A 22,531-nucleotide genomic window follows, 5' to 3' on the forward strand; every position below is an offset into this window, starting at 1 on the left:
GGTCACCGGCTCGGTCCGCGGCCCTCGCCGCGCGAGCAGTCCGCAGCGTCGCGCGTGGCACCGGGTCGCGGTTCCGCGGCTGCGGGCCGGTGGGCGGCGAGCGCGTCGGCCGCGGTGGGATCGTCGTCGTCGACCCCGAACGAGGGCTCCATCCGGTCGGCGGCATCGGGCACGTCGACCAGCGGCGGCAGCGCGTCGGTGATGGTGACCCAGCCGTCCTGGTCGATCGCGTCGACCAGCGCGTCGACCATCCCCGGGTCGAACTGGGTGCCCTTGCAGGCGATGAGCTCCGCGACCGCTTCCCCGACGCTGCGGGCGCCGCGGTAGGAGCGGGTCGTGGTCATGGAGTCGAAGGCGTCCGCGACGGCGATGATGCGGGCGAACTCGGGGATCTGCTCACCCGTCAGGCCCAGCGGGTAGCCACGGCCGTCGATGCGCTCGTGGTGGTGGTAGATCCCCATGACCGCCTCGCCGAGGAAGTCCAGCTCGCGGGTGATCTCCCGGCCACGTACCGGGTGCAGCTGGATGGCGGCGAACTCGTCGTCACTGAGCCGGCCGGCCTTCTGCAGCACCCGGGTCGGCACGCCGAGCTTGCCGACGTCGTGCAGCGTCCCGGCGTAGCGCAGCGACTCCAGCCGGTCGTCGCGCATCCGGATCCGGCGGCCGATCATCAGGCTGGCCCGGGCCACCCGCTCGGAGTGGCCGCGGGTATAGGCGTCCTTGGTCTCCACCGCCTGGATCAGCGAGCGGATCGTGGACTCGTACGCCTCGCGCTGCGCCTCGAACTGGGCGAACACCCAGCGGGCGACGGCCAGCGGCAGCAGGACCAGCAGCGAGGCCACCCAGCCGACGCCGGCGGCCCACACGACGGCGAGCAGCAGGCCGAACAGCGAGTACATCAGGACCGGCAGCACGTTCTCCCGGACCATGCCGCGGTAGACCCGGGCCGGGGACATCCGCTCCGCCAGCGACACCACGACGATGACGAACAGCGCGTTGACGACCTCGAAGGCGAGCGCGGCGGCGAGGAACTGCAGCACCACCCAGGGGAACGACGACGCCGAGATGGGGACGTCGCCTCCGAGGAGCAGATAGACCCAGCCGCCGACGTACGCGGCCACAACGTACTGCCCGGCGTTGAACAGCCGCTTGATCCACTGCGAGGAGCCGGGAGCGGCGAGGGTGGCGGCGGCGACCAGGGCCGCGGACGCCGGCCCGCCGAGGGCGAAGCTGCCGATGACCAGGGGCGACGTGACGAGGAAGGCCACCGGGCGGTCCCCGGGTACCCGGAACACCCGGTCGACCAGCGCGACCATGGCGGCCAGCGGGAGGACCACGGACCAGTCGACGCCGGTGGCCAGCGACAGGACGAGGACGAACGCCGCCAGGCCGACGGTGATCTGCACCCACCGTCGGGCCGCGAGCGGCGTCTGCTCCATGCCCCCTCCGTCTGTCGTGACACAGACCGGCGAGATCGGGATCGGCAGCAACGGTAGTTTCCTTGAGGGCCGTCCGGTGGTCGATCAGAACTGGCGTGTCACCGCCAGGCGAAACCGGCCTCAGAGCCCAGCAGTCGCTCGACCATCGTCGCGATCTTGCGCATCGGGATATCACCTCTCGGATTCACGTCACGGGCCTCCGCTCGTCGCCCGTGCGAGATCCGCTCCGCTTGGTGTGGGTGTGGTGCACGCCGGCCGCCCCTCGCGCTCCGGTGCTACCGATCCCGATCTCGCCGCTCTGCAGTTGTGGACGCGGGTCCCCTGTGCCCGCGAGGACGTGCCCGCCGATGCGGACAGGCCTTCCCCGAGCCTGTCACCCGAACGGCGGTATCTCCCGGCAACTGTCACGGACGGTGGCCGTGAACGGTTGCGGTGCCCATGGGATCGGTGTGACGAAAGGGGTGTCAAGAGGCTCTCGGTAACTACACCTGCGTGATTCACCCGCCCGGGCGAGGATCACCCGGCGCTGTCATCACCCAGCGTCACGGCGCTCCCGTCCTTCGGAGCCCCGCACCACGTCTGGTGCTGTGGTGCCGGTTGTGTCCGCTATCGCCCACACACCCGCCACCACACGGGGTCGGCGGAGGAGGTCTCGAGTGTCCGCGCTACCCCTCCGGGGACCGGCGAGCCTCCGCGCCGGGACGCGGGTGGGGCCGTACCGTGCCGCGGGTGGCCTCCCTGCGCCTGCTACCCGACCTCGAGGAGTCGCTGCGCCTGATCCCGGGCGTGCGCGCCGCGAGCGTGGTGACCGGCCCGGACGCGCGGCCGACCGAGGTGCACGTGCTGGCCACACCGGGCAAGCCCGCCAAGCAGGTCGTCCGGGACGTGCAGGCCGTCGCCCTGGCCCGCCACAACCTCGACATCGACCACCGCATCGTGAGCGTCGTCCAGATCGACGACCCGCTGCTGCCCGGGGAGCCGACGACCACTCCCGCCGCGTACGCCCCCGGCGCCAACGCCAATGGCACCCACGGGACCGGGTCGAACGGCCCCGGCGCCGCGCACCCCGGCGGCGAGGCGAACACGCTGGTGGACGCTTCGGCCACCGACGCGGCACGTGCCAGTGCGGGCAGCATGACCGGGGAGAGCGACCGCCCGGCGCAGATGTCGCCCGTCGCCGAGGCGGCCGGCGGCCCGACGCGGGACACCCGGGACGAGCCGCCGACGCGCGCGGCGCTGACCTCGATCACCACCAGCCGGGCCGGCGGGACCAGCAAGATCACCGTGGTCCTCGGTATCGAGGGAGCGACCTACACCGGCAGCGCCGCCGGTCCCGGATCCCCGACCATGCGGCCCCGCCTGGTCGCCGAGGCCACCCTGGCCGCGCTGGACGAACTGCTCGGCATCCCGGCCGCCGTGACCAGTGCGCAGCTGGTGACCACCGGCGGGGACACCATCGCGCTCAGCGTGCTGCGCCTGGACATCCCCCGCGTGGGCGAGCACATCACCAGCGGCTCCGCGGTCGTCCGCGCCGACCCCGAGGACGCGGTCGCCCGGTCCGTCCTCGCCGCCGTCAACCGCCGCCTGTCCGGCTGACCCGCCCGCACGTCCTCTTCGGGTGCCCGCGGGAGGCGGCGTGGCGGGTACGAAGCGCGACGGTGGCAGAGCCGTCGGTGACGTAGGGGGCGCCCGCGCACCCTGCTCCTGCCCGAGCCAGCACGTCAGGGCCACCGCCGCAGTCGTGGCACCATGGGGGTCCGCAGACCGAGTCCCCGGGAGTACGCATGAGCAAGCGCGCGCGCAAGAAGCGCGACCGCAAGAAGAGCGGCGCCAACCACGGCAAGCGCCCCAACAGCTGAGTCCGGCGCACCACAGCGCCCAGACGCACACGACCCCCGCCCATCGAGGGCCGGGGGTCGTGTGCGTCTCCGGGGGCGCCGAGCACGGGGGCGCGGGCTTGTGGTGCCGGTTTCGCGAGCTGTAGCTCGCGAAACCGGCACCACAGGGAGTGAGGGGGCGGGGCGGAGCGGTGACGCGGTCCGTCGAGGGCGTCAGTCGACGCGGTACTCGCGGACGTCGTACTGGACCCGGATCTGCCGCAGCCGGGCCACCACCTGCACCCGCAGCGCCTCGGGGGCGTGCTCGCAGCCGCAGGACCGCACGACCAGGGACTTGACCGCCTGCTCCAGGCCGTACTGCCGCAGGCACGGGGAGCACTCGTCCAGGTGCTGCCGGATCCCCTCGCGGGCCTCGTCGTCGAGCTCGCCGTCGAGGTACTCGTAGACCCGGTCCAGCACCTCGCCGCAGTCGATGTCGTGGGGGTGCCCGCAGCTCATGACTCGCCCTCCCCCACGCCGTCGCCCGCGGCAGCGGCGGGCACGATGCCCCGCTCGCGGGCGTAGTCCTCCAGCGCCGTGCGCAGCTGCTTGCGACCCCGGTGCAGCCGCGACATCACCGTCCCCACGGGCGTGCCCATGATCTCGGCGATCTCCTTGTACGCGAACCCCTCGACGTCGGCGAGGTAGACCGCCATCCGGAAGTCGTCCGGCAGCGCCGCGAGAGCGTCGACGACCGCGGAGTCCGGCAGCCGGTCCAGCGCCTCCGACTCGGCCGAGCGCAGCCCGCTGGACGAGTGCGCCTCGGCCCGGGCCATCTGCCAGTCCTCGAGGTCCTCGGTGCCGGTCTGCAGCGGCTCGCGCTGCTTCTTGCGGTAGCCGTTGATGAACGTGTTGGTGAGGATCCGGAACAGCCAGGCCTTGAGGTTGGTGCCCTCCTGGAACTGGTGGAAGGCCGCGAAGGCGCGCACGTACGTGTCCTGCACCAGGTCCTCGGCGTCCGCGGGGTTGCGGGTCATCCGCAGCGCCGCGGCGTACAGCTGGTCCAGGAACGGCAGCGCGTCGCGCTCGAACCGCGCCTCGCGCTCGGCGGGGGTCTCCTCGACGGCCCGGCCGTCGTCGTCGTCCGTCATCGCCGAGGAGGGTACTCGTCCCGAAGCGCCCGGATCCCCCGGCAGCGTCCCGAGGGGCAGGTCCGCCGAGGGCAGGTGCGGGGCGAGCAGCAACAGGTCCTCCCAGGTACGGCCGGTTCGCCGGTGCACAACACCCGCCGCGGCAGGCGCATTCCCGCCGCGTCCCCGCCGTACCCCCGCCGTCGTCCCGGCCCGCCGCCGCCTCAGCCGTCGGACCGGGCTCCCAGCGCCAGTTGGCGGGCCGCGGACACGACCACCTGCAGCGTCTCGGCCTGGGTGACCGGTGCGCGGGCGGGCACCTTGAACGAGTGGTCGGCGTACGGCACCGCCACCGTCAGCACGGACACGCCGAGCTCCAGCGCCGCCCCGGCGACCTCGTCCGGCCCCCCGAACGCGTCTCGCGCCCCCTGGACCACCACGACCGGGGCCACCGCGGTCGCCTCGGCCAGCTCGTCCAGGCGCGAGGCCCCGCGCCGGCCCGGCGGGTGCAGTGGGAACGCCAGGCACAGCACCGCGTCCGGCCGGACCGTCGCGGCCGTCCGGCAGGCCACCCGAGCCCCCGCGCTGCGCCCGCCCACCACCAGGCGGCGGGCCGCGTACCCGTGCCTGCGCAGGTCGGTGAGGACCTCGGTCCACGCGGCGTCCAGCCGGGGCGGCCGCTCCGCCACCCGCTTGCCGGCCACCCGCCACGGCTGCTCGACCAGCACGACCTCCACCCCGTCGGCGGGGAGGGCGGCCACGAGCGCGGCCAGGTCGGCGGAGTCGGTCCCCCCGCCGGCGCCGTGGCCGAGCACCAGCGTGGCTCGCGGCACGCCGTACGCCGGCGGCGTGATGTGCACCCGCGCCGTGCCCACGGACGTCTCGACCTCCCGCACGACCGGCTCCTGCGGAGCGGGTTCGCCCGGAGGAGCCTCGGCGACCGCCAGCGGGCGGGTGGCCTCCACGTCCGGGACGTCGCCCTCGTCCGGCGGGTCCGTGCGGTCCGGGACGTCCCGCGGGGGGCGGCTCACGAGAGCACCTCCTGCACCGCGCGCTCCGCATCGTCCGGCGGCAGCGGGTCGAGCAGGTCCGGGCCGTTGTTCCGTACGTTGTTGACGCGGGTCGACACCGGGTAGGCGTCGAGCAGGCCCGGCGCGGCCGGCACCAGCAGCTCGCCCGCCCCATCGCCCACCGCGGCCTCCGGGTCCAGCCAGGCCGCCCAGCGCTCCCGGGGCACCAGTAGCGGCATCCGGTCGTGGATGCGCCCCAACCCGTCCTCGGCGGTGGTCGTCAGGATGGTGGCCGTCATCAGCCACGACGCCGGGTCGTCCTCGTCGCGGGTCGGGTCCCGCCAGAACTCGTACAGGCCGGCCATCGCCAGCACGCCGCCGTCGCGGGGGTGGATGAAGAACGGCTGCTTCAGCGGCTTCCCCGACCGCCCGGCCGGACCGCCCTCGGGGGTGTACCACTCGTAGTAGCCGTCCGCGGGGACCAGGCAGCGACGCCGGGCGAAGGCCCGCCGGAACGCCGGCTTCTCCGCCACCGTCTCCATCCGGGCGTTGATCATCCGCGAGCCGATGGAGGGGTCCTTCGCCCAGGACGGGACCAGCCCCCACCGGGCCACGTCGAGCTCGCGCACCGGCTCCCGGTCGTCCCGGCGCCGGTCGCGCACCACGTACACCTTCTTGGTCGGCGCCACGTTGTAGTCCGGCGCCAACACCTCCTCCGGCGGGGACGCGACCTCGAACTCCTCCACGAGCACGGCCGGGTCCCTGCTGGCGGCGTACCTCCCGCACACGGCTGCACAGCCTGCCGCACCGCGGGCCCGCGCGGGCGCGGTTCCGCACGCTGGGTCGCCGCGCCCGCGATCGCCGGTAGGCTCCCCGCCGTGGGTTCGGCAGACCATCTGTGGCCCGCGCCGACCGCGGACGGGCCGGTCGACGCGGACGTGCGCCTCCCCGGCTCGAAGTCCGTCACCAACCGGGCACTGATCCTGGCCTCGCTGGCCGACGGTCCCTCCACCGTCTCCGCGGCGCTGCGCGCGCGCGACACCCGGCTGATGGTGCGCGGCCTGCGTGCACTCGGCGTCGGCGTGGAGCGTCTGGGCGACGCCGGTGACCCCTCGGGCAGCAGCGCCGACTGGCGGGTGACCCCGGGGCCGCTGAAGGGCCCCGCGCACGTGGACTGCGGGCTCGCCGGCACGGTGATGCGGTTCCTCCCCCCGGTCGCCGGCCTGGCCAAGGGCGACATCCGGTTCGACGGGGACCCGCGCGCCCGGGTGCGGCCGATGGGCGCCATCGTCACCGCGCTCGAGGCGGTCGGGGTCCCGATCGACGACGACGGCCGCGGCACGCTGCCCTTCACGGTGCGCGGCAAGGGCCGCGTCGCCGGAGGTCGGGCGGACGTCGACGCGTCGGCGTCCAGCCAGTTCGTGTCCGCGCTGCTGCTGTCCGGTGCGCGTTTCGACCAGGGCGTGGAGGTCCGGCACAAAGGCTCGGCCATCCCGTCCATGCCGCACATCGGCATGACCGTCTCGATGCTGCGCGAGTCCGGCGTGGAGGTCGCCGAGTCCGCGGACGACCCCACCAAGGCCCGGTGGACGGTGTCCCCGTCCCGGATCCGCGCGGTCGACCGCACCGTGGAGCCTGACCTGTCCAACGCCGCCCCGTTCCTCGCCGCCGCGATGGTCACCGGCGGCCGGGTCCTGGTCCGCGACTGGCCCAAGCAGACGACCCAGGCGGGTGACGCGCTGCGCGGCCTGTTCTCCGAGATGGGCGGCGAAGTCTCCCTGGGCAAGAAGGGCCTGACGGTGCAGGGCCCGGACCGGGTGCGCGGCATCGACGTCGACCTGCACGACGTGGGCGAGCTGGCCCCCGTGCTGGCCGCTGTGTGCGCCCTGGCCGACTCCCCGTCCCGGCTGCGCGGCATCGCGCACCTGCGCGGCCACGAGACCGACCGCCTCGAGGCGATCGTGGCCCAGATCAACGCGCTCGGCGGCGACGTCTCGGAGAAGTCCGACGGCGTACGAATCAAGCCGAAACCCTTGCGGGGCGGCGTGTTCGCGACGTACGACGACCACCGGATGGCGACCGCCGCGGCGGTGCTCGGCCTGGTCGTCCCCGGCATCCTGGTCCAGGACGTCGGTACGACCGCCAAGACGCTGCCCAGCTTCCCCGCACTGTGGACCCAGATGCTCGGCATCCCCGAGGTCCGCGAGGTCAAGGGCGCGTGACGCGTAGGCGTCGCGACCTCGACGAGGACGACGTCCGGGTCCGCCCCGGCCGCGGCAAGTCCCGGCCTCGCTCCAAGGAGCGGCCCGCGTACGACGACGCGCAGGAGGGCTTCGTCGTCGGCGTCGACCGCGGCCGGTTCTCGGTCCTGCTGGGCGACCCCCGCGCGGACACCGACCCGGATGCATCGCCCACGCTGGTCACGGCAGTGAAGGCGCGCGAGCTCGGCCGCAAGGGCGTGGTGGTCGGCGACCGGGTGCGCGTGGTGGGCGACGTCAGTGGCGACACCGACGCGCTGGCCCGGCTGGTGCGGGTCGACGACCGGGTCACCGTGCTGCGCCGCACGGCCGACGACACCGACCCGGTCGAGCGGGTGGTGGTCGCCAACGCCGACCAGCTCGCCATCGTCACCGCGCTGGCCGACCCGGAGCCCCGCCCGCGGCTGATCGACCGGACGCTGGTCGCGGCGTACGACGCGGGCCTGCGGCCGCTGCTGGTGCTCACCAAGTCGGACCTGGCCGACCCGGAACCGATGCTGGAGGCCTACCGCGGGCTGGACGTGGACACGGTGGTCCTCGGACGGGGCGCGGACATCGGCCCGTTGCGCGACCGGTTGCACGACCGGGTGACCGTGCTGGTCGGGCACTCCGGCGTGGGGAAGTCGACCCTGGTCAATGCCCTGGTGCCCGGTGCGGACCGGTCGACCGGCCGGGTCAACGCGGTCACCGGCCGCGGCCGGCACACCTCCACGTCCGCGGTCGCGCTCCCCCTGCCCGGGGGCGGCTGGATCGTCGACACCCCGGGCATCCGGTCCTTCGGCCTGGCGCACGTCGACCCGGACCGGGTGATCCACGCGTTCCCCGAGCTCGGCGCGGGCACCGACGGGTGCCCTCGCGCCTGCACGCACGACGAGCCGGACTGCGCACTGGACGCCTGGGTGGCGGAGGGGCATGCCGGCCCGGGCGGACCGGCCCGGCTGGAGTCGCTGCGCCGGGTGCTCCGGTCGCTGGGGTCCGGCCCGGAGGCCGGACCCGAGTCCGGGGCGACGCAGGCCTGACCGGGGCCGGGATCAGCCCCAGACGAGCCGGGCGCCGGAGTCCCCGGTCCGCACGACCCAGTAGACCGACGCGACCGCGACGACGATCCCGAGGGCGGCCACGATCTTCGTCCCGATCAGCCGCTGCCGGTCGCCGGGGGTCCCCCGGTCGAGCAGCCACAGGCCCAGGGCGGCGAGGAAGAGCAGGCCCGCGAAGATCGGCATCAGGTCGCCGTACGTGAAGTGCGAGTCGGACGGGAACTGCTGCCCGAGTTCGATCCTGTTGTCGCGCAGCGCCTCTCCGGACTCCTTCGCGACGAAGGCGGACACGGCGCCGGCCAGGGCGACCAGCGCGACGACGGGACCGAAGCGGCGCGACCACCGCGGCACCAGCGCCATCGCGATCACGCCGAGCGCGGACAGCGGGACCAGCACCACCGGCGCGTGCACGGCCAGCGGGTGCAGGGGCAGGCCCAAGATCTCGTCGAACACCGCGCCAGCCTCCCCCGGGAGCGGTCGCGGAGCAAGAACCGAAGCCCGCGCGCCCGGTAGCGTGCCGCGGGTGCCGACCGTGGACGACACCCTCACCGGGCCCTACGCCGCCGACCTCGCGCTCGCGCTGCGGCTGGCCGACCGGGCCGACAGGATCACGCTGCGCCGCTTCCGGGCCGCCGACCTGTACGCGGAGACCAAGCCCGACTCCACCCCGGTGACCGAGGCCGACCGTGACGTGGAGGTCGCGGTGCGGTCGGTCCTGGCGGAGGACCGTCCGGACGACGCCATCCTCGGCGAGGAGTATGGCGTCGTCGGGCCCTCGGACGCGCGGCGACGGTGGGTCGTCGACCCGGTGGACGGGACCAAGAACTACCTGCGCGGGGTCCCGGTGTGGGCCACCCTCGTCGCGCTGCTCGACCGGGACGAGGTCGTGGTCGGCGTGGCGTCGGCACCCGCGCTCGGTCGCCGGTGGTGGGCGGCACGGGACGCCGGCGCCTGGATGACCGAGGCCTGGGAGGCCTCCGGAGAGCCGCGCCGCCTGCGCGTCAGTGGCGTCACCGACCTGGCCGACGCGTCGTTCTCCTACTCCGACCCGGTGGGCTGGGCCGAGCGCGGCGCCGACGACGGGCTGCGGGCGCTCGTCGCGGGCTGTTGGCGGACCCGGGCGTACGGGGACTTCTGGTCGCACGTGCTCGTCGCCGAGGGCGTGGTCGACATTGCGGCGGAGCCGGTGCTCGGGCCGTGGGACATCGCCGCGCTGGTGCCGATCGTGACCGAGGCGGGGGGCCGGATCACGGCCTACGATGGCGGACCTGCCCTGGCCGGAGCCAGCGCCGTGAGCACGAACGGCCACCTGCACGGCGGTGTCCTCGAGCTCCTGAGGACAGGGTGACCCCAGGTCCCACATCGGCAGATCCGAGCGGGTAATTCGCCTGGGCCGAACGTCCCCTTGAGGGGTACCTGGTCCCCGCGCGTGGGGCGGACCGTCGGCGTAGCGTGGACCCGGCACCTCACGGGGGCGCCCCTCAGGCCTGGGCGTCGGGCCAGGGAAAGGACTGCGGTGGAAGGCCACCAGGGCCCCCTGAGCACCGGCCAGGAACCCGGGTCGGGCGGGGGCGCCGGCGGACCCGGGCCGGGCGGGGCGGTGCCCGTCGCGGCCGTGCCGGTCGCCGCCGAGGTGCGCCTCACCGAGAGCCGGCTGGACCTGTCCGGCATGCTTCAGCTGCTGGTCGACTCACTCGTCCCCGGCGTCGCGGACTCCTCGACAGCGTTCGTGGTCGACCCCGTCCATCAGACGTTCCGCGTGGTCGCCCTCGCCGAGCAGGACGCCGACCCGGCCGCGTTCGCTGCTCGGCGGGGCCGGCTTGAGGGCCGGGACTTCCCCCTCGACGTGCCGCGGGGAGCTGAGCTCCTCGACCGAGACGGCCTGGTGGTCCTCGACGCCGACCCGCAGGACCTGCACCAGCTGCTCGGCCCGCCAGTCGCCCCGGAACCACCCCTGCGCTCGGTCGTTCTCATGCCCATGATCGTCGACGACGAGGTCGTCGGGCTCCTCGGTACCGCGCGCTATGCGGGATCGGACGCGATGACCTGGGAGAGCGTCGAGCGGGTGCGCCGCGCCGCCGCGCAGGCGGCGCTCGTCGTCGGGGTCGGCCGGGCCGCGGCCCGGCTCGAGCGTGACGGCCGACTGCTGGACGCCACCTACGACGCCCTGGTGACGACCGACGACGCCCGGGTCGTGCTCGAGTGGAGCGCGGGTGCCGAGGCGCTGTACGGCATCACCGCCGCCGACGCGGTCGGGCGGATGGCGGACGAGATCGTCCCGTCGGAGCCGGTCGGCGGCAAGTCCGTCTTCGACATCGCAGCCGCCCTCGCCACGGAGGGTCGGTGGGAGGGACGCATGCGCCAGCGTCGCGCGGACGGCTCCGCGGTCTACGTCGACGTTCAGGCGTTCGCCATGCTCGACGCGCTCGGGCAGGGCTACTCGGTGGCCTGCATCCGGGACGTCACCGAGGCCGTCGAGCGGGAGCTCGAGGATGAGGCCCGGACCGACCTCGCCCGCGCCCTCGAGCCGGGTCTGCTGTCCCTGCCGACACGCCTGCCCATCGCGGTGGAAGGCCTGGTCGCGCGACTCACGGACAGCGGGGCCGACTTCGCGCTGGTCTTCCTCTACGACGAGGCGAGCGGATCCGCCCGATGCGTCGCCGCGGAGCACCGCGACCCCGTTGCGCGCGAGGCCATGAGGGCGGCGTACCTGGACGCCAGGCTCCCGGTGTCCCCCGGCCTGGTGGCGTCGGTCGACCTCGCGGGAGGAGAGCTGCGCCTGGCGGGCAACGACCGCGGACCGCTCGCACCGCTGGTCGATGCCACCCCTGACGAAGCCCCGGCGGGTGCGGCCCCGTGGCAGGACCTGCTCGTGGTCCCGCTCGAGGTCGATGGTCGGACCATCGGGTCTCTGGCGGTCGGGACCGATCCTGGGGCGAATCCTCTCGGCGACGCGGCCCTCCGCGCGGCCCGGCGCTCCGCGCCCATCGTCGCTCGCTATGCGGCAATCTCGGCCCTGGTCGACAGCCTGGCCGAGCAGTCCACCACCCTGGACGAGGTCAGCGACGCCGTCATCCGGATGGACGAGGCCACGGTCGTCCGGGGGTGGAACCGCGCGGCGGAGCGCCTGTACGGCCTCCCGCGCGACCAGGTGGTGGGACGCCTCCTCGACGACGTGTTCGAGACCCGCTTCGAGGACGGCACCCCACCGGACGAGATGCGCGAGCGCATCCTCGGTGGACAGGAGTTCATCGGGGCCACCCGCCAGCGAGTCCCCGGTGGCCCGTGGCTCGACATCGAACTCCACGCCAGCGCGGTCCGGGACGACGACGGCCAGGTCGTCGGGGTCGTCAGCGTGAACCGGGACATCGGCGAGCGGCTCCGGCTGGAGCGCGGACGGGCCACCACGGAGGAGCTGGCCCGGCTGCTGTCGCAGCGGCTGGCCGCCACCGCCGGCGAGCTGCGCCACACCTTCGAGGAGCTCGCTGCCCTGCTGTGCGAGCAGACCGCCGACCTGGCCAGTGCCTGGACCGTCCAGCCGGACGGTGCGGCCGCCCGCTGCGTGGCCCTGCGATCACGGGACCCGCAGCGGGAGGGCTTCTGGCGGGACGTGCTGTCGCGGCACCCGGTGCCGCGCGGCGTCGCCCCCCTGGGCAGGGTCCTCGCCACCGGCCAGCCTTACGTGCTGCTGGACCGCTTCGGGGCCGGCGCCCCCGGGGACAACGTGTCCGACGAGACCCGGACGGCCATCGAGTCGGACCCGCAGCGCTCGGTCGTGATCGTGCCGATGCGGTCCGGCGACGAGGTGGTCGGGATCCTGGCGATGTCCCGGTTCGTGGGCAGCGACCCGTTCACCGACGACGACGTCGCGTTCCTGCGCCAGGTCGCCGACGTCAGCAGCGCCTTCGTCGTGATGGCCCGATCGGCGGAACGCGTCGAGGAGCAGCGGAACGTGCTGCAGTCCGTCAGCGACATCGTGGTCGAGCTCGACGGGACCTGGACCGTCGCGGCGTGGAACGGCGGGGCCGAGCGGACCCTGGGCATCCCTGCGGCCGAGGTCCTGGGCCGCCAGCCGATCGGCCTGTTCCCGGACATCGAGCAGCTCGGCAGCGACGACCCGACCGCCGGGGCGGAGGCCATGGCCCGGGGCGAGCCGTGGAGCGCGCGGTTCCGGCTGAGCCGACCTGACGGCCGGCAGGTCATCGTGGACGCGCTGAGCGCCGCGGTGGTCGACGAGGAGGGGAGTGTTCGCCGGGTCGTGGCCGTGGGCCGTGACGTCACGGACCTGGTCCGGGCCCAGGACGAGGCCGAGGCGCGGCAGCGCTTCGTCGAAGCGGTCCTGGACGGACTGCCCGGTCAGACCTGTGTCCTCGACCGCGACGGCGTGGTCGTGGCGGCCAACCAGGGTTTCCGGCTGGCCCTGGATGACCGAAGCGGCCCGGTCGGGACCGACTACCTGTCCACTGTGGAGAGCCTGCTGCGGGGCGCGGGCAGGGATCCGGCCCCGCTGCTGGACACGCTGCGCTCGGTGCTCTCGGGGGACCGGCCCCACGCACGTGCGGAGCTCGCGGTCAACCCGCCCGACCTGGACTCGTGGGTCGCGCTGGAGGCGACCCCGCTGGCCGACGGCAGCGGCGCGGTGGTCACCCACCTCGACATCACGACGCAGAAGGTGGTGGAGCACGAGCTGGAGCGCGCCGCCACGCATGACCCGCTCACCGGCCTGGCCAACCGCCGACTGCTGCACGTGCGCCTGTCGGCCGCGATGCAGCGGTGCGCGGACCGGCGGTCGTCGCTCGCGCTGCTGTTCGTCGACCTCGACCGGTTCAAGAGCGTGAACGACACTCACGGGCACTCGGTCGGCGACGACGTGCTCCAGGCCACGGCGGACCGTCTGCGGCGCTCGGTGCGCGCCGGCGACACCGTCGCGCGGGTGAGCGGGGACGAGTTCGTGGTGGTCATGGAGGACCTGACCGGACCGGACCCGGTGCAGCGGCTGGCCGAGCTGTTGCTGGCGCGGCTGGCCCAGCCCATTCCCAGCGACGGGAGCACCGTGGCCGTGTCGGCCAGCATCGGCGTCACCTTCCAACGCGCGGACGACCTGGCGGAGTTCCGGTCCGGCGAGGACCTGGTGTCCGTCGCCGACGACGCGATGTACGACGCCAAGGCGGCGGGGCGGGCCCAGATCCGGTGGGCGGGCCCGACGGTGTCGCGCGACGGTGGTGGCGGCGACGAGATCGAGCGGGTGCTGCGGGACCTGTTGCGCCTGCGCACCCTGGCCGTGGCGGGTCAGCCGGTGCAGCGCGCCGACGGTGGCGTGGCCGGCGTCGAACTGCTCCTGCGGCTGGATGCGCGGCATGGGCTCGACGTCCTCCAGGTGCTTCGCGCAGCCGAGCGCGGCGGCCTGCTGCGCGACCTGACCGACACGCTGCTCGAACGGGCCTGCCGCGAGATCCGGCGGCGCCCGGGCCTCCCCGCGGACGCCTTCGTCAGCCTGAACCTGTCGCACCCCGAGCTGCTCGACCCGCGGCTGGTCAGCCGGGTCTCGGCCGCCCTCGACCGGCACGGGATCGAGCCCGCACGGCTGGTGCTGGAGATCACCGAGGGAGCACTGCTGGAGAGCCCCGACATCGGCCGGGGCGTCGTCCGCGACCTCGACGCGCTGGGCGTGCGGGTGGCCCTCGACGACGTCGGGCAGGGCACCTCGAGCCTGACGGCGCTGCTCGGGCTGCCGTTGCACTTCCTGAAGCTGGACAGCACGGCGCTGGCGCTGGAGACGGATGCGGCCCTGCGCAGCAGGGTGCTGTCGTCCATGACGTCGCTGGCGTCGGCGCTAGGCGCCCGTACCGTCGCCGAACGGGTGTCCGACGAGCAGCAGCGCGCGGACGCGGTGGCTGCCGGGATCGACCTGCTGCAGGGCTACGCGATCGCCCCGCCCGTCCTGCTGGAATCGCTGGACGACTGACCGGTCCCCCGGCACGATGTCAGGACGCCGCCGGGAGGAGACCCCCTGTGAAGATCTCGCACATCATCAGCTCCAAGGGCGACTTCGTCGCGACCGTGCCCCCGGACGCGACGGTGGCGGACCTGCTCGCCGCGCTCGCGCAGCACGGCGTCGGCGCGCTGGTGGTGTCCGCGGACGGCCGCGCGATCGACGGGATCGTGTCCGAGCGGGACGTGGTGCGCACCCTCGCGCGTGACGGGCAGGAGGTCCTGGCGCGGTCGGTCGCCGAGATCATGACCCGGCAGGTGCAGTGCGCGCCCCCGGACGCCGACGTGGCGGACATCATGGGCGTGATGACCGAGCAGCGGGTCCGGCACGTCCCCGTCGTGGACGCCGACGGCTCGCTGGTCGGCATCGTGAGCATCGGCGACGTCGTGAAGAACCGCCTCGGCGAGCTCGAGGGCGAGCGCGAGGCACTGATGGACTATGTGACCCGCGGCCACTGAGTCGCCGAACGTCACCCGCGGCGGGTGAGCCGCAGCGGGAGGCCGGCGACCGGCCGGACCGTGACCAGCGGCTCCGCCACGGGCCGCGGGGTCCCCGGCACCCGGTCGACCCGGTAGCGGGCCGCCACGGCGGCCAGCAGCAGCACCCCCTCGACGTACGCGAAGTCCCGGCCGATGCACAGCCGCGGGCCGGCACCGAAAGGGATGAAGCCGCGCCGGTCCACCCCGTCGCCGAGGAACCGTTCCGGCGCGAACTGCTCCGGCCGGTCCCACAGGTCCGGGTGCCGGTGCAGCAGCCAGGGGCTGAGGATCACCAGCGACCCGGCGGGCAGCGAGCGGCCGCCGACCTCGTCGGCCTCGTGCGACCGCCGGGTGATCAGCCAGGCGGGCGGGTACAGCCGCAGCGCCTCGTCGAACACGGCCCGGGCGTAGGGCAGTGCCGGCAGGTCCGCGACGCCGGGGAAGCGACCTCCCAGGGCCTCGTGAGCCTCGGCGGCCAGCCGCTCCTGCTGCTCGGGGTGCTCCGCCAGCAGCGCCCACGACCAGGTCAGCGCGCTGGCCACCGTCTCGTGGCCCGCGACGAGGAAGGTGACCACCTGGTCGCGCACCTCGGAGCGGGACAGGCCGGCACCGGTGTCGTCGCGCGCCGAGAGCAGCAGGTCCAGCATGTCCGGCTCGCTCGGGTCGGCCGTACGGCGACCCCGCTCGGCCAGCATCGCGGTCACGGCGCCGTCGAGCTCCCGCAGCGCGGCAGCCAGCCGGCGGTTGTCGGGGGTAGGCAGCCAGGACGGCGGGGACACCGGGGTGCGGGCGCGCGCAATCACGACGTCGAGCGCGGCCAGGGTGGCGGTCGCCAGCCGGCCGGCGTCACCGGACAGGTCGGTGCCGAACAGCGCCCGGCCCACGACCTCCAGAGCCGCGTGCATCATGGCCTCGTCCACGTCCACGACGCTGCCGTCGGGCAGCGAGTCCCATTGGTCGAGCAGCCGCTCCCCCGCGATGGCGACGTGGTCGCCGACGCGGTTCACCGACTCGTGGTGGAAGGCCGGCTGGACCAGCCGGCGCTGCCGCTTCCAGGCGTCGGTGTCCGCGGTGAGCAGCCCCTCCCCGGTGACCAGGCTGAGCGAGCGGTACTGGATGGTGCGCTTGCCGTAGTTGCGGGCGTTGGCCTGCAGGACGCGGCGGACGCCGTCGGGGTCGACGACGAGGTACGACGGCGGTGAAGGGATCGGGAACTGCACGACGTCGCCGTACTCGCGCCACACCCGCTCCAGGTAGGCCAACGGGTTGCGGCGGATCTGCCAGAACGCCGAGAGCATCTGCGGACCGGCGGGCCCGGGGGCGGTCGCGGGGGTCCGGAAGTAGCGCCGGTCGGGGACGTCGGCGTCGCGGCGGGGGGCCGGCGCCGGGCTCGACATGGCCCGAGCCTACGGAGGGGGCGGTACGGTCCGGACCGTGGGACTGCTGGGAGGGCGTACCGACCCGACCGCGTTCTGGGCCTGGTTCGGTCCGGAGGCGGCCCGCCGGCGCGGCCCGGAGGACCTCGACGCGGCGTTCCTGGCCGACCTGCGGTCGCGGCTGCGGACGTACGGACGGCGACTGGACCACGAGATCGGGCTGCGCCCGGCGACCGACGAGCTCGAGCTGGTGGTCAGCGCGGACGGCCGGTCGTCGGAGGTGCCCCGGGTCGAGGCGCTCGTCGCCGCGGCGCCGGACATCCCCGGCTGGCGGGTGACCGCGCTGCGGCCGGCCCGCGACGTCGCCGGGACGGCTGTCCGCGTGGGCGACGAGACCGTCGCCGCCGACGACGTCGTAGTGGCGGTGTCCGGCGGCGGGGACGCCGTGGTCCTCACCGCCTGGGTGCGCGACCTCGACCGCAACGTCGCCGACCGGATGCGCGCGGCCCACCTGCTGGTGGAGCACGCCCTCGGCGAGCGGACCCTGGTGGAGCGGGTCGTGGCGTTCGACTGGCAGTCCTACGGCGGGGCAGCACCGGCGGGGACGGTCCCGCTCACCCGCCTGCGCGCCGCCCTCCCCGACTGACCCGCCCCGGGACGGGACTGATCCTCGCGAGACACCTGAAGGGGCCGGGATCCGCAGGCGAACGGGCCCCTTCTGGTATCTCGCGGCGATCTTGATGGCGCCGGCGGGGCAGCCGGGGCCGGCGGGCAGCCGCGTCAGTGGCGGACGGCGCGGTAGGCCAGGGCCACGTACGGCAGCACGAAGCCCTCCGGGTCGAGCTCGGGACGCCCGCGCACCAGGTCGCGGACCCGCTGCAGCACCTGCGCGGAGTCCGGGCGCAGGGCGATCGCGGAGAAGGTGCCGACCAGCGCCACCAGCCGCTCCTCGTCGACGTCCACCCGGTGCTCGACGTCGTGCCGGGTCACCGGGGAGAACAGCGCGTCGTCCAGCTGCGGGACGTCCACCGACCGGAACCCCAGGTAGCCGTCCTCCAGCGCCAGCAGGTCCCCGAGCGCCGCGACCCACGGCTCGCGGTCGTCGCGCAGGTTCCACACGATGCCGAGCACCCCGCCCGGTCGCAGGACCCGGGCCACCTCGGGGACGGCCCGCACGGGGTCCACCCAGTGCCACGCCTGCCCGACGAGGACGGCATCCACCGACGCGTCCGGCAGCGGGATCCCCTCCGCGCTGCCGGCGTACGAGGACCCCTTCCCCACGAGCTCCGCGGCGACCGCACGCATCCGGTCGTCCGGCTCCACCACCAGCACCCGGTGGCCCAGGCGCAGCACGGACCGGGCCAGCAGTCCCGTCCCGGAGCCCAGGTCCAGGACCGGCGCGCGGGCGCCCCCGTCGGCCCCCGCGACCGGCGCCAGCATCCAGGCGACGACGGCGTCCGGGTAGCCCGGGCGGAACCGGTCGTACTCGCGGGCCCAGCCGCCGAACGACTGCCGCCGTTGGTCCACGTCCGGTCCCGCGTGTTCGTCCACAGGTGCAGGCTAGGTGTCGCGGGCTCGCCTTAGCACTGCCCTAACCCTCGGTCGCCTAGCCTCGGGACGACGGCCACTGGGGGACGGACACGACGAGGAGACAGCCCTGACCACCCCCACCCCTGTGCCCACGCGTCACCCGCGCCAGCCCTTCTCCCTCGCCGCCATGATCGGCTTCGCCCTGGTCCTCGGCCTCGTGGCCCCGTCGGCCGCCCTGCCCTCCGCGAACGCGCTCCCCACGGCCACGGGCGTGGGCCGCACCCTGGTCGTGGCGCCGTGGGGCTCGGACTACGACACCGACGGGCACAGCACCTTCACCCCCAGCGCCTCGCGACCGTGGGCGACGCTGACCATGGCCATCAGGCGGGCCAAGCCGGGCGACACCATCGTGCTGCGCGGCGGCACCTACCGGGAGGTCGCCGGGTGGGGGGCGCGCCCGGCCCGACCGGATGCCCGCATCACCGTGGAGCCCTGGCCCGGCGAGCGGGCGGTACTGAAGGGCGTCCTGCAGCTCGACGGCGCCGACTACTGGACGCTCCGCGGGCTCACGATCGTGGCCGACCCCCAGCGGTCGCGGGGGCAGTTCGTGGTCAAGTTCGACGGGGGGACCGGATGGGAGCTGCTCGACAGCGAGGTCACCGGATCCACCGGCGTGTCCAACGTCATGGTCACCAGCGACCGGTTCGGCCCGCCGGCCGACTACCGGATCGCCGGGAACTGCATCCACGGGAACCGATCCACCGGCCGGGCACGGATGAACTACCACAACATCTACCTGATGCCGGGGCCGGCAGCAGGGCCAGGCGTCATCGAGCGGAATCTCGTCTTCGACGCCCCCAACGGCTCCAACATCAAGGCGGCCGGGCCCTCCCCTGCGCGGCCCACGGGCAACGTGGTGATCCGCTACAACACCCTGGCCACGGCCAGCGCCGGCATCTCGCTCGCGTACGGCTCGAACCGGATCTCGACGTACCGCAACCTCATCGGGCCGTCCGGGAGGGGCGACCTGCCCTTCGACGCCGCCGTCAGGGGGAACCACGTCAACGGCGTTGGCAACGTCGTGCGCCAGACCGCGGTCTGGAAGTACCGCAACACGGTCAAGTCCACCGACGACAGCAGTCGACCCATCCGCGCCCGAGGGGTTGTCCGGCTGAACCCGGGCTTCGACCGGGTCGGCACCTGCTCCGGGTACCGCCCCACAGCCCGAGCGGCGCAGGCGTACGGTCGGTACGCCTGACGGCCAGGCAGGAGGAGGCGTCATGGGCGACCGGGTGACGGTGGAGCGCGACGGGCACGTGCTGCTGGTCGGCGTCAACCGGCCGGACAAGCGCAACGCCTGGGACCTCGCGACGATCGACGAGGTTGGCGCCGCGTACGAGCTGCTCGGCACCGACGACGACCTGCGGGTCGGGGTGGTGTTCGGGCACGGGGACCACTTCAGCGCCGGGCTGGACCTCGCCGAGGTGGGCCCGCGGGTCGCCGAGACCGGACCGGGCGCGCTCGGAGGCGACCACGCGTACGACCCCTTCGGCGTCTGGGGTCCGGCGGTGCCCAAGCCGGTGGTGATGGCCGTCCAGGGCATCGCGTTCACGCTGTCGATCGAGCTGGCCCTGGCCAGCGACATCGTGGTGGCCGCGGACGACGTGCGGTTCCGGCAGCTGGAGATCGGCCGCGGGATCCTGCCCTTCGGAGGTGCGACGTTCCGCGCCCCGCAGGCGCTCGGCTGGGGCAATGCGATGCGGTTCCTGCTCACCGCGGAGGAGTTCGGGGCGGCCGAGGCGCTGCGGATCGGGCTGGTCCAGGAGGTGGTGGCCCCCGGCGACCAGCTCGCTCGGGCACGGCAGATCGCGGCGACGGTCGCCGCGCAGGCTCCCCTGGGGGTCCAGGCGACCCTGGCGAACGCGCGGATCGGCCGCGCCCTCGGCCCCGAGGCCGCCCGGGACGACCTGGTCGAGCAGCTGCCTCGGATCATGGCCAGCCAGGACGCCGTCGAGGGCGTCCTCAGCTTCGTCGAGCGGCGCGAGGCCCGGTTCCAGGGCCGCTGAGCATCGCCACCCGACGGCCGCCGGAACCCCACACTGACTCCAGGGTCAGCGCGGCGGCGCTGCGGTGGCGGGCCCCCGCGCGTGGCATAGGCTGGACGACCCGCCCGCCCGCGACCTGACGGTCCCAGCCACCCCGGGAAGTCCGTGACCGACGTCGTCCCCGCCCCCGACCAGGCCGTCGGCAGCGACCTCGACCGCGAGCTCGAGCGCGAGCAGGCGTACGTCACCACGCTGTACGACCGGCTCGACACGGTGCGCGCCGAGACGAGGGGGCGGCTGGACAGCACCCGCCGGACCCGGGCGGAGGGCACCCACCAGAGCCGGTCGGAGCGGGACGCGTTCGCGGCGGCGTACGAGAGCCGGCTGGCCCAGCTCGAGGCCGTGGAGGAGCGGCTGGTGTTCGGCCGGCTGGACCACCGGGACGGGGCGCGGCACTACGTCGGGCGCATCGGGCTGTCCGACCCGGACCAGACCCAGCTGCTGCTCGACTGGCGGGCGCCGGCGGCGCGGCACTTCTACCAGGCCACCGCTGCCGAGCCGGGGACCGTGGTGCGCCGGCGGCACCTCACCACCCGGGACCGCCGGGTCACGCACCTGGAGGACGAGGCCCTCGACCTCGGCGCGCTCGACGGCGAGGACCTGGTCGGGCTCAGTGGCGAGGGCGCCCTGATCGCGGCCCTGGGCGCGGAGCGCACCGGACGGATGCACGACATCGTCGCGACGATCCAGGCCGAGCAGGACCGCATCATCCGCTCGGAGATGCGCGGGACGCTGGTCGTGCAGGGCGGCCCGGGGACCGGCAAGACCGCGGTGGCGCTGCACCGCGCGGCCTACCTGCTCTACACCTTCCGGCGCCGGCTGGCGGGCAGCGGCATGCTGCTGGTGGGGCCGAGCGAGGTGTTCCTGCACTACATCGAGCAGGTGCTGCCGTCCCTGGGCGAGACCGACGTGGTCATGGCGACCCCGGGCCGGTTGTTCCCCGGCGTCGACGCCGAGACGGACGACCCGCCCGAGGTCGCGGCGGTCAAGGGCGACCTGCGGATGGCCAAGGTCATCGCGCGCGCGATCGGCCTGCGCCAGCGGGTCCCCGACGCACCCTTGGTGTTCGACCTCGACGGGCGAAGGCTGGTGCTGCAGCCGGATGTCGTCGCGGCCGCCCGGCACCGGCACGCCCGCCGGCCGCACAACATCGCACGCAACCGGGTGCTGACCGAGCTGCTGGACCACCTGGCCCTGCAGTACGCCCGCCTCATCGGCGCGGGGACCGGCGACGTCGACGTGCCGTCGCTGCGCGCCGAGATCGGCGCCTACCGCGACGTCCGGCGCGAGCTCAACCTGCTCTGGATGCCGCTGGAGGCGACCCAGGTCCTCGCCGACCTGTACGCCGACCCCGGCTACCTCGCGGCGGCGGCGCCCGGGCTCTCACCGCGCGAACGCCAGCTGCTGCTGCGGCCGCGGGGGTCCGCGTGGACCGTGTCCGACGTCCCGCTGCTCGACGAGGCAGCCGAGCTGCTCGGCGTCGACGACACCGAGGCCCGCCGGGAGCGGGCCCGGGCGCGGGCGCAGCGGGAGCAGGAGGTGGCCTACGCGCGGGAGTCGCTGCGCGGCAGCGCCGCCGCGGCGATGGTGACCGCGGAGCAGCTGGCCGACCGGTTCGCCGACGACGGGCCGTGGCTGAGCGTCGCCGAACGCGCGGCCGGTGACCGGACCTGGACGTACGGCCACGTCGTCGTCGACGAGGCCCAGGAGCTGTCGCCGATGATGTGGCGGCTCGTCACCCGGCGCTGCCCGAGCCGGTCGATGACGGTGGTCGGTGACGTGATGCAGACCGGGTCGGTGTCGGGGTCGCGCACCTGGGCCGCGACGCTGGACCGGCACGCCCGCGACCGGTGGCGCCTGGAGGAGCTGACGGTCAACTACCGGACCCCGGCGACCGTCATGGATCGCGCGGTCACCACGGTGCGCGCGGCCGGCCTGGACGTGACCCCGCCGACCTCGGTGCGGGACCTCCCCGACGCGTACGGAGCCACGCGGGTCCGGGCCACCGATGCCTCGTCGGTGGCCGGTGCGGTCGCCGGCGTGCGCGGCCGTCACCCGCAGGGGACGGTCGCGGTGGTGCTGCCGCGGGGCCGCGACCCGCAGCCGGTGGCCGACGCGCTGGGCGGCCTGCTCGTCGAACCCGTCGGGGTCGGTCCGACCGCCCTGGACCGGCCGGTCTGCGTGCTGACCGTGGAGCAGGTGAAGGGCCTGGAGTTCGACACGGTGGTCGTGGTCGAGCCGGCCGACGTCCTCGCCGGCGGCGCGCGCGGGGCCGGGGACCTGTACGTCGCGCTCACGCGACCCACCCGGCACCTGCACGTGGTGCACGCCGAGCCGCTGCCCCCCGGGCTGGGCTGA

18 protein-coding genes are annotated in these 22,531 nt (G+C 74.6%); 10 read left to right on the forward strand and 8 right to left on the reverse strand.

The window, feature by feature from the left end; all coding sequences use genetic code 11:
• Positions 1-2 precede the first annotated feature (2 nt).
• Positions 3-1,439 (reverse strand): HD-GYP domain-containing protein, encoded by a 1,437-nt coding sequence (locus R2737_01280; protein ID MEZ5114872.1) that lies wholly within the window; start codon positions 1,437-1,439, stop codon positions 3-5.
• 729 nt (positions 1,440-2,168) lie between these two features.
• Here R2737_01280 and R2737_01285 point away from each other — a divergent pair.
• Complete coding sequence (locus R2737_01285; protein MEZ5114873.1) at positions 2,169-3,035, forward strand: hypothetical protein; 867 nt, start codon at positions 2,169-2,171, stop codon at positions 3,033-3,035.
• A gap of 455 nt (positions 3,036-3,490) precedes the next feature.
• Here the strand turns inward: R2737_01285 and rsrA are convergent, their stop codons facing one another.
• From rsrA to R2737_01305, 4 genes are all read right to left on the reverse strand, one after another.
• On the reverse strand, positions 3,491-3,775 hold the full coding sequence (rsrA, locus tag R2737_01290) for a mycothiol system anti-sigma-R factor (protein MEZ5114874.1): 285 nt from the start codon (positions 3,773-3,775) through the stop codon (positions 3,491-3,493).
• Positions 3,772-4,407 (reverse strand): sigma-70 family RNA polymerase sigma factor, encoded by a 636-nt coding sequence (locus R2737_01295; protein MEZ5114875.1) that lies wholly within the window; start codon positions 4,405-4,407, stop codon positions 3,772-3,774. Before R2737_01295 ends, rsrA begins: the two co-directional genes overlap by 4 nt.
• Before the next feature lie 203 nt (positions 4,408-4,610).
• Complete coding sequence (locus R2737_01300; GenBank protein ID MEZ5114876.1) at positions 4,611-5,417, reverse strand: alpha/beta family hydrolase; 807 nt, start codon at positions 5,415-5,417, stop codon at positions 4,611-4,613.
• The gene (locus tag R2737_01305) at positions 5,414-6,184 is read right to left on the reverse strand and encodes an SOS response-associated peptidase (protein ID MEZ5114877.1); all 771 of its coding nucleotides are present in this window, start codon (positions 6,182-6,184) and stop codon (positions 5,414-5,416) included. The genes R2737_01300 and R2737_01305 overlap by 4 nt, the downstream gene beginning before the upstream one ends.
• Before the next feature lie 90 nt (positions 6,185-6,274).
• Here R2737_01305 and aroA point away from each other — a divergent pair, with 90 nt between their 5' ends.
• A complete protein-coding gene (gene aroA, locus R2737_01310; GenBank protein ID MEZ5114878.1) occupies positions 6,275-7,618 on the forward strand; it encodes a 3-phosphoshikimate 1-carboxyvinyltransferase in 1,344 nt (447 codons plus the stop codon).
• Entirely contained in the window at positions 7,615-8,673 is a 1,059-nt protein-coding gene (gene rsgA / locus R2737_01315) for a ribosome small subunit-dependent GTPase A (GenBank protein ID MEZ5114879.1), read from the forward strand. Before aroA ends, rsgA begins: the two co-directional genes overlap by 4 nt.
• Before the next feature lie 12 nt (positions 8,674-8,685).
• Here rsgA and R2737_01320 read toward each other — a convergent pair whose 3' ends face one another.
• Positions 8,686-9,144 (reverse strand): DUF2231 domain-containing protein, encoded by a 459-nt coding sequence (locus R2737_01320; protein MEZ5114880.1) that lies wholly within the window; start codon positions 9,142-9,144, stop codon positions 8,686-8,688.
• 70 nt (positions 9,145-9,214) lie between these two features.
• Here R2737_01320 and hisN point away from each other — a divergent pair, with 70 nt between their 5' ends.
• The 3 genes from hisN (at position 9,215) to R2737_01335 (ending at position 15,141) form a co-directional block, all read left to right on the forward strand.
• Positions 9,215-10,039, forward strand: coding sequence for a histidinol-phosphatase (gene hisN / locus R2737_01325; GenBank protein ID MEZ5114881.1), 825 nt, complete (start codon positions 9,215-9,217; stop codon positions 10,037-10,039).
• Positions 10,040-10,291: 252 nt separating this feature from the next.
• Positions 10,292-14,656: an EAL domain-containing protein gene (locus tag R2737_01330; protein MEZ5114882.1), complete on the forward strand. Its 4,365-nt coding sequence runs from the start codon at positions 10,292-10,294 to the stop codon at positions 14,654-14,656.
• A gap of 47 nt (positions 14,657-14,703) precedes the next feature.
• A complete protein-coding gene (locus R2737_01335; protein ID MEZ5114883.1) occupies positions 14,704-15,141 on the forward strand; it encodes a CBS domain-containing protein in 438 nt (145 codons plus the stop codon).
• Between the two features lie 11 nt (positions 15,142-15,152).
• Here R2737_01335 and R2737_01340 read toward each other — a convergent pair whose 3' ends face one another.
• Complete coding sequence (locus R2737_01340; protein MEZ5114884.1) at positions 15,153-16,559, reverse strand: cytochrome P450; 1,407 nt, start codon at positions 16,557-16,559, stop codon at positions 15,153-15,155.
• A 37-nt stretch (positions 16,560-16,596) separates the two neighbouring features.
• Here R2737_01340 and R2737_01345 point away from each other — a divergent pair, with 37 nt between their 5' ends.
• Entirely contained in the window at positions 16,597-17,184 is a 588-nt protein-coding gene (locus R2737_01345) for a hypothetical protein (protein ID MEZ5114885.1), read from the forward strand.
• 134 nt (positions 17,185-17,318) lie between these two features.
• Here R2737_01345 and R2737_01350 read toward each other — a convergent pair whose 3' ends face one another.
• Positions 17,319-18,089, reverse strand: coding sequence for a class I SAM-dependent methyltransferase (locus R2737_01350; GenBank protein MEZ5114886.1), 771 nt, complete (start codon positions 18,087-18,089; stop codon positions 17,319-17,321).
• 124 nt (positions 18,090-18,213) lie between these two features.
• Here R2737_01350 and R2737_01355 point away from each other — a divergent pair, with 124 nt between their 5' ends.
• From R2737_01355 to R2737_01365, 3 genes are all read left to right on the forward strand, one after another.
• Positions 18,214-19,326: a hypothetical protein gene (locus tag R2737_01355; protein MEZ5114887.1), complete on the forward strand. Its 1,113-nt coding sequence runs from the start codon at positions 18,214-18,216 to the stop codon at positions 19,324-19,326.
• Between the two features lie 22 nt (positions 19,327-19,348).
• Entirely contained in the window at positions 19,349-20,134 is a 786-nt protein-coding gene (locus R2737_01360) for a crotonase/enoyl-CoA hydratase family protein (GenBank protein MEZ5114888.1), read from the forward strand.
• Positions 20,135-20,278: 144 nt separating this feature from the next.
• Positions 20,279-22,531: an AAA family ATPase gene (locus tag R2737_01365; GenBank protein MEZ5114889.1), complete on the forward strand. Its 2,253-nt coding sequence runs from the start codon at positions 20,279-20,281 to the stop codon at positions 22,529-22,531.

Source organism: Candidatus Nanopelagicales bacterium, from assembly GCA_041393815.1.
Classification (GTDB): domain Bacteria; phylum Actinomycetota; class Actinomycetes; order S36-B12; family JAWKJK01; genus JAWKJK01.